This window comes from uncultured Nevskia sp., assembly GCF_903885465.1.
GTDB lineage: Bacteria > Pseudomonadota > Gammaproteobacteria > Nevskiales > Nevskiaceae > Nevskia.
Genome location: NZ_CAISIQ010000115.1, coordinates 1 through 6,319, shown reverse-complemented (window position 1 = coordinate 6,319; position 6,319 = coordinate 1). Strand labels below are relative to the sequence as shown.

The window sequence follows — 6,319 nt, the reverse complement described above, 5'->3', positions numbered from 1 at the left end:
CGCCTTCCCGGATTTCGGCCGTTTGCCGAAAGGCCGCACGGCGAAAGCCGCCAGAGGCTAGCGATCGGCTGGTCAGCCGCCCGCGCGGTTGCGGGCTGCGACCAGCGTGTTCTCCATCAGCATCGCCACGGTCATCGGCCCCACGCCGCCCGGCACTGGGGTGATGAACGCGGCCCGCTCGCGCGCCGTCGCGAACTCGACATCGCCGCAGAGCTTGCCGCTGGGCAGGCGGTTGATGCCGACGTCGATGACGATCGCGCCCGGCCGCACCCACTCGCCCTTGATCATCTCCGGGATGCCGGTGCCAACCACGAGGATCTCGGCGCGGCCGACTTCCTCGGGCAGATCGCGGGTGCGGCTGTGGGCGACGGTCACCGTGCAGCCGAGCAGCAGCAGTTCCAGCGCCATCGGCCGGCCGACGATGTTCGACTGGCCGATTACCAGCGCGCGCAGGCCGGCGAGCGGCACGCCGGTGGACTTCAGCAGTTCGACGCAGCCGAACGGCGTGCACGGCCGCAAGGTCGGCGTCTTCTGCGCGAGACGGCCGAAGTTGTAGGGATGAAAGCCGTCGACATCCTTGTCCGGCCGGATGCGTTCGATGACCTTGTCGGCATTGATGTGCTTCGGCAGCGGCAACTGGACCAGGATGCCGTCGATGGCATCGTCGGCGTTGAGGCCGTCGATCACGGCGAGCAGATCGGCCTCGCTGATGTCGGCGTCGAGATGGTTCGGCAGCGAGCGGATGCCGACCTTCTCGCAGGTCAGGCGCTTGTTGCGGACATAGATTTCCGAGGCCGGATCGGCGCCGACCAGCACCGTGGCCAGCGCTGGCGCCCGATGTCCTGCCGCAAGCCACTCCACCACGGCTAAACGCACGCGTTCATGAACCTGTGCCGCAACGGCTTTGCCGTCAATCAACTGTGCCGTCACGCCTGGATTCGCTCTCGCCGGGGAAGGCGGGAATTGTCTCATGTGAGCAGCCAGCATCGGCGATGAGGCCTTCACGTAAACTTTCGCGACGACTTCCGTGTTCACTTCCCAGCCTCGCGTCAATGCCCAGCCTGCAGGTCCGACAGCTCGTCGTCACGCGCGGTGACCGCACCGTCATCGATGGGCTCAGCTTCCACCTGGCGCCGGGCGAGGTGCTGCATCTGCTCGGCCGCAATGGCGCCGGCAAGACCTCGCTGCTCGAAGTGCTCAGCGGCCTGCGGCGTGCCGAGGCCGGCACCATCGAAGCCGGCGTGGAGCAATCCCAGCGGCACTGGATCGGCCACAAGAACGCGCTCAATCCGGTGCTGTCGGCGCTCGAGAATCTCGACTTCTGGGCCGGGCTGAATGGCTTGAAGTTGACTGATCCGAAAGCCGCGATGGATGCCGTCGGCCTCAATGCGCGGCACGCCAACCGGCCCAGCGGCCAGCTATCGACTGGCCAGAAGCGTCGCGCCGCGCTGGCTCGCCTGGTCGCCGCCCCTCGGCCCTGGTGGCTACTCGACGAGCCGCTGGCCGGGCTCGATGTGCAGGGGCTGGCGCTGTTCGCCGGCCTGCTGAAAGCGCATGTCGATGGCGGTGGTGCTGCGATCGTCACCAGCCATCAACCGCTGCCGGGCGATCTGCCGAGCTTGCGTAGCTTGAGTCTGGACGCATGAGCGCCGTGTCGGCCGTCTTCCGCCGCGAGCTGAGCATCGCGCTGCGCCGGCCTGCCGAGTGGGTACAGCCGCTGGTGTTCTACGGCATCGTCGCGCTGCTGTTTCCGCTCGGCATCGCGCCTGACGATCCGGCGCTGAAAACCTTTGCGCCGGCGATCGTCTGGGTCGGTGCGCTGCTGTCGGCGCTGCTCGGCGTCGAGCGTCTGTTCCGCAGCGATCTCGATGACGGCACGCTGGAGCAGATGCTGATCGTCGACACGCCGCTGGCGATGCTGCTGGCGGCGAAACTCGCCGCGCAATGGCTGCTGACGGCCGCGCCGCTGGTGGTCGCTTCACCGCTGATCGGCTACGGCCTTGGCATGGATTCCGCAGCGGTTGGCGTGCTGGGCTTAAGCCTGCTGCTCGGCACGCCGACCTTGGTATTCACCGGTGGATTCGCGGCGGCGCTGACTGTCGGCGCGCCGCGCGCTGGCCTGCTGCTGCCGATCCTGGTGCTGCCGCTGATGACGCCGGCCGTGATCTTCGGCGGCGGCGCGGTGCGGGCTGCGGCCGCCGGGCTATCGCCGGAAGCACCGCTGTATTTCCTCGGCGCGCTGCTGGCATTGAGTCTCACTTTGCTGCCGGTGGCTGCGGCGGGCGCGGTTCGCAACGCGTTAGGGTAGGCCCGGGCGACTAGAGATCGACAGGGGAGAACGGCCATGGCAGATCAGGCTTCGGGGCGCGACACCAAACCACCGCGCACCGGCAAGGCAGCTTCACTGAGCACGCCCAGCCTCGATCGCCTGTGTCGCGATCCCGGTTATCCCTCGCTACTGGCGATCTCCCGCAACCGGCAGCTGGCGCGCCACCGCGTGGTCATCGAAGCCGGCGCGCGGCCTACCTGTCTGTATCTGCTGGTCAGCGGCCTGTGCGCCGTGCGCCACACCGGTTCGCAAGGTCAGGACCTGCTGCTGGCTTATTTCTGTCCGGGCGATTTCTTCGGCGAGATGGGCATGCTGCCCGGCGTCCAGGCGCGCAGCGCGCGCATCGATGTCGCGGCCGACGCCACCCTGCTGGAAATCCCCTACGACGAGTTTCTGCGGCTGACCGAACGTCATCCGAGCTTCTGGCTGGAGCTGGCCGGCCAGCTCGCCAGCCGGCTGCGGACCACCAATCGCCGCCTCGCCGAAATGCCTGCCTTGCATGCGGCCGAAAGAGTCTGGCAAGCCTTGTCGGCAGTCGTTGCCGATGGCGGCGGCAAGCGGGTGCCGGGCGGGCAGGCACTGCGCATCACCCGTCAGGATCTCGGCAAGCTGGCTGGCTGCTCGCGTGAACTGGCCGGCACCATCATTCGTGACCTGGCGATTGCCGGCCGTCTGGAACTGCGTGGCCAGACCATCGTGCTGCTCGATCAGCCGGCGCCGTCGCAGGCCGAACTGGAGCCCTGAAACCGCCCCGAACGGCTTTCCTGTGACAGGGGTCGCAGCAGGGCTCTGCAGTTGAAGCCGGATTTTGCGAGCCGCCCCGCAAGTCGCCGTTGTTGCAGCGCAGCCATTCCGTTTTCCTAGTTGCACAGGGCAAAAGCCCGTGCTGGCAACGTGGAAATCAGGGGAAATGGCATGAACAGAAAGTTCGGGATGATGGGTTACGCAGGCGTGCTGCTGCTGGCCGGCATCAGCGCGGGGACAGCCTGGTATCTGCCGGGCAGCACGACGGAAAGCACCGACAACGCCTATCTACGTGCCGACATCACCTCGGTCTCGGCGCGGGTTGGCGGCGCGGTCCGCGGCGTCCATGTCAGTGCCAACCAGACGGTGGCGGCCGGTGACCTGCTGCTGGAACTCGATCCGCTCGATTACCAGCTGCGCCTCGATACCGCGCACGCCAACGTCGTTCAGGCCGAGGCGGCACTCGCCGTCAACGCTCGTCAGCGTACGCTCGGCAGCGGTGATCGCCAGTTGCTCGATGCCGAGCGGCAGGGCTTGCTGGCTCGCCTCAGCGCGGCGCTGGCCCAGGAGAATCTTGCTCGTCACGATCTCGATTCCACCCAGGTGCTGGCACCGCATGACGGTGTGGTCGGTGACCCCGTGGCGATGGCTGGTGCCCGCATTGCACCGGGCCAGCGACTGATGTCGCTGGTCGCGGTCGATCAGCCTTGGGTCGAAGCGAATTTCAAGGAAACCCAGTTGCGGCATCTGGCGGTCGGGCAGAGGGCGACGGTGCGGCTCGACGCGCTGCCGGGCCAGCTGTTGCACGGCAAGGTCGAAAGCCTTGCGCCGGCCGCCGGCTCGGAATTCGCGCTGCTGCCGGCCGAGAACGCCAGCGGCAACTTCACTCGCGTGGTTCAGCGGGTCAGCGTGCGGATTGCGCTCGATGAACTGGCGGCGGCCGATGTCGTGCTGCGGCCGGGGCTGTCGGCGAAAGTCGGCATCGACACGGTGGCGCAGCCATGAGCGCGATCGCGCTGCCCCTGCAGCATCGAAATATCCGCAGCTTCAGCATCAGCCCGGCGGCGCGCGCCTGGATCGGTTTCACGGCAATGCTGTTCGGCAACTTCATCGCCATTCTCGATGTGCAGATCGTCGCCAGTTCGGTCAACGAGATTCGCGCCGGGCTGTCTGCAAGCCTCGACGAGATCGGCTGGGTGCAGACCAGTTACCTGATCGCAGAAGTGATCGGCATTCCGCTGTCGGCCTTCCTGTCGCGCGCGTTCTCGACGCGGGTCTACTTCGCCGCCTGCGCACTCGGCTTCACAGTCGCCAGCCTGGCCTGCGCGATGGCCTGGAATCTGCCGTCGATGATCGTCTTCCGGGCGATCCAGGGCTTCCTCGCCGGCGGCCTGATCCCGACGACGATGGCGGCACTATTCCTGATGTTTCCGGAATCACGCAGGGCCACGCCCTATGTGCTGATCGGCATGGTGTCGCTGCTGGCGCCGGCGGTGGGTGCCGGCACCGGCGGCTATGTCACCTCGGTGCTGTCCTGGCACTGGCTGTTCCTGATCAACCTGCTGCCCGGTGTACTGGTGGCGAGCATCGTCTGGCGCTGCGTCGATATTGATAAGCCGCAGCCGGCGCTGCTGCGGAGCGTCGATCTGCCGGGGCTGATCGGCCTGGCACTGGCGCTCGGCAGCCTGCAGTTCGTGCTCGAGGAAGGCATGCATCGCGATTGGTTCGACGATGCGCTGATCACCGGCTTCACGATCGTCAGCATCGCTGGCGCGCTGCTGTTCGCGGCCCGAGCGCGCATTGCTGCCGAGCCGATTGTCGATCTGCGCTGTCTCGCCAATCGCAATTTCTCGGTCGGCTGCGCGATCTCCTTCGTGGTCGGCACGATGCTCTACGGCGTCGTGTTCCTGATCCCGACCTTCCTCGGCCATGTGCGTGGTTACGACAGCCTGCAGATCGGCCAGATCACCATGCTGTCCGGCATCACCATGTTCCTGTCGGCGCCGCTCGCGGGCCGGTTGCAGCACAAGCTCGACTCGCGCTGGATGATGGCCTGGGGGCTGGCGATGGTCGCGCTCGGCAACTGGCTCGATGCTTCGTTGACGGCCGGTTCCGGTTTCGACGCCTTCCTGCTGCCGCAGCTGGTGCGCGGCCACGGCTTTACCTTCTGCCTGGTGCCGGCGACGCGGATCGCGCTCGGCACCTTGCCGGACGAGCTGCTGAAAAGCGGCAGCGGCCTGTTCAACCTGATGCGCAATCTCGGTGGCGCTTTCGGCATTGCCGGCATCCAGATTGCGCTGCGCCACTTCCGCAGCCTCAACGAGCAGGGGCTGCACGCCAGTCTCGACATTGCCCGCGTGCCGGTGCAGGACGCGCTCTCTGCCGCTGGCCGCATCGCGCCTGATGCGTTCGGCGAGGTGGTGAGCGGGCAGAGCGCACGGATCGCGGCACGGCTGGCCGGCGCGCTGGTCGAGCGCGAAGCCGCGGTGATCGCGTTCAACAACGTCTTCCTGCTGCTGTCCGGCCTGGTCATCGCCGCACTGTTCCTGTTGCTGCTGGCCAACAAGCCGCAGCTCGATCCCCTCGCGATGTCACCGACCGGAGCTTCGAAATGAGCCTGATCTTCCGTCTGCTGTGGATCTTCCTGACACAGACGCTTGGCCGTCGCAGCCGCAATGTCTTCGCCGTCCAGCGCGTGCGCAGCTGCGCGCTGCCGAACGATCTGGACCTGAACCTGCATGTCAACAACGGCCGGCTGATGACGTATATCGACTTCGGCCGCATCGACTGGTTGTGGCGGATCGGCGCGCTGCAGCAGGCGTACCGGCAGCGCTTCATTCCGGTGATCGGCGATATCTCGGTGCGCTACCTGAAACCGCTGCGGGTGTTCGAGCGCTTCACGATCGAATCACGGGTGCTGGGCTGGGATGCCAAGTGGGGCTACTTCGAACATCGCCTGGTCAAGGCCAACGGCGATCTGGTGCTGCTGCTGGTCAATCGCGGCCTGTTCTGGAAGCGCGGCACCGGCGCGATGCCGATCGCCGATGTGATCGCCAGTTGCGGCTACCTCGGCATCGAGTCGCCGATATTGCCGGCCTGGGTGCAGACCTGGTCGCGCAGCCTCGACGAGGCGCGTGCTGCCCAGAAAGCAGACCAGAAGGCGGATCTTGCGTCTGCCTCAGAACCGATAGTTCAGCAGCACCCCGGTGATCAGCGGATTGAGCACGAGGCTGGCCCGGCTCTGCG

7 protein-coding genes are annotated in these 6,319 nt (G+C 66.7%); 6 read left to right on the top strand and 1 reads right to left on the bottom strand.

From position 1 onward, the window contains the following. Positions 1–72: 72 nt before the first annotated feature. A complete protein-coding gene (folD, locus tag QZY06_RS04270) occupies positions 73–930 on the bottom strand; it encodes a bifunctional methylenetetrahydrofolate dehydrogenase/methenyltetrahydrofolate cyclohydrolase FolD (protein ID WP_367275562.1) in 858 nt (285 codons plus the stop codon). Positions 931–1,052: 122 nt separating this feature from the next. On the opposite strand from folD, the gene ccmA reads away from it, so the two are divergent. From ccmA to QZY06_RS04240, 6 genes are all read left to right on the top strand, one after another. Then, entirely contained in the window at positions 1,053–1,646 is a 594-nt protein-coding gene (ccmA, locus tag QZY06_RS04265; RefSeq protein WP_295680623.1) for a heme ABC exporter ATP-binding protein CcmA, read from the top strand. Continuing rightward, positions 1,643–2,308 (top strand): heme exporter protein CcmB, encoded by a 666-nt coding sequence (gene ccmB, locus QZY06_RS04260; RefSeq protein ID WP_295680621.1) that lies wholly within the window; start codon positions 1,643–1,645, stop codon positions 2,306–2,308. Before ccmA ends, ccmB begins: the two co-directional genes overlap by 4 nt. Before the next feature lie 36 nt (positions 2,309–2,344). Then, entirely contained in the window at positions 2,345–3,073 is a 729-nt protein-coding gene (locus tag QZY06_RS04255) for a cyclic nucleotide-binding domain-containing protein (protein ID WP_295680619.1), read from the top strand. A gap of 171 nt (positions 3,074–3,244) precedes the next feature. Next, positions 3,245–4,078, top strand: coding sequence for an HlyD family secretion protein (locus tag QZY06_RS04250; protein ID WP_295680617.1), 834 nt, complete (start codon positions 3,245–3,247; stop codon positions 4,076–4,078). After that, entirely contained in the window at positions 4,075–5,688 is a 1,614-nt protein-coding gene (locus tag QZY06_RS04245; RefSeq protein ID WP_295680614.1) for a DHA2 family efflux MFS transporter permease subunit, read from the top strand. Before QZY06_RS04250 ends, QZY06_RS04245 begins: the two co-directional genes overlap by 4 nt. Then, on the top strand, positions 5,685–6,319 hold a 635-nt coding region (locus tag QZY06_RS04240; RefSeq protein ID WP_295680612.1), incomplete at its 3' end, for a thioesterase family protein. The genes QZY06_RS04245 and QZY06_RS04240, both read left to right, overlap by 4 nt.

Excerpts from the sequence above, each read along its gene's own strand:
- ccmA (WP_295680623.1), top strand. The coding sequence starts at position 1,053 with ATGCCCAGCCTGCAGGTCCGACAGCTCGTCGTCACGCGCGGTGACCGC.
- ccmB (WP_295680621.1), top strand. The coding sequence starts at position 1,643 with ATGAGCGCCGTGTCGGCCGTCTTCCGCCGCGAGCTGAGCATCGCGCTG.
- QZY06_RS04255 (WP_295680619.1), top strand. The coding sequence starts at position 2,345 with ATGGCAGATCAGGCTTCGGGGCGCGACACCAAACCACCGCGCACCGGC.
- QZY06_RS04250 (WP_295680617.1), top strand. The coding sequence starts at position 3,245 with ATGAACAGAAAGTTCGGGATGATGGGTTACGCAGGCGTGCTGCTGCTG.
- QZY06_RS04245 (WP_295680614.1), top strand. The coding sequence starts at position 4,075 with ATGAGCGCGATCGCGCTGCCCCTGCAGCATCGAAATATCCGCAGCTTC.